The organism is Arthrobacter sp. ZGTC131, from assembly GCF_002929275.1.
Lineage (GTDB): Bacteria > Actinomycetota > Actinomycetes > Actinomycetales > Micrococcaceae > Arthrobacter.
In genome coordinates this window covers 1-577 of record NZ_PJIK01000086.1, presented here as the reverse complement: position 1 = coordinate 577, position 577 = coordinate 1, and the positions used below count along the sequence as shown (strand labels likewise).

The window sequence follows — 577 nt, the reverse complement described above, 5'->3', positions numbered from 1 at the left end:
CCGGTTGATCGCCAGGAACATCAGGAAGGCGGTGATGACGGATATGATCAGGGAGACCACGAGGATGTTGCGGGCATAACCCAGCATCGCCTTACGCAGCGGCGCCTCATCGATGACGATCTCGACGGTCACGTCGCTTGCCTCGGCAATCGGGCCATAGACCCGAAGTAGCCGGTCGCCGCCGAAGAAGAGCGTATACAAGGCGTCGCGGATCGAGCCGAATTCGGAATACTCCGCCAGATCGAAGGCTGCGTCGACCTCGTTCGGCATTTCGGTGACCGCGAGCAGCTGCGAGGTGCCGTCCTTGCGCAGGACGATGGCCTTGGTCCCAGTTGTTGCCAGCGCACTGTCCTGCACGCCGCGCGGCAGCTCCAGCGGCTGCAGCCCGTCGATCACGACGCTTGCGGCTGCAGCCGTGTTCAGCCGATCCTGCAGCCAGCGTTGACGCATGGTCGCGACGGAGGGGGCAAAGATAAGGATTTCGGCGAGCATCACGAAGGCGATGGTCAGCCAGAGCAGTTTGCCCGACAGGCCGCGGATGCGGGACGGCATGGCGTAACCTCCGGAGAGGTCGGAC

Annotated in this window: 1 protein-coding gene; it reads right to left on the bottom strand. The window is 63.6% G+C overall.

Annotated elements, in window-relative coordinates; genetic code table 11:
* Positions 1-552 (bottom strand): hypothetical protein (locus CXQ90_RS21805; RefSeq protein ID WP_219816753.1); only part of this gene is annotated, 552 nt, incomplete at its 3' end.
* Positions 553-577: the final 25 nt, after the last annotated feature.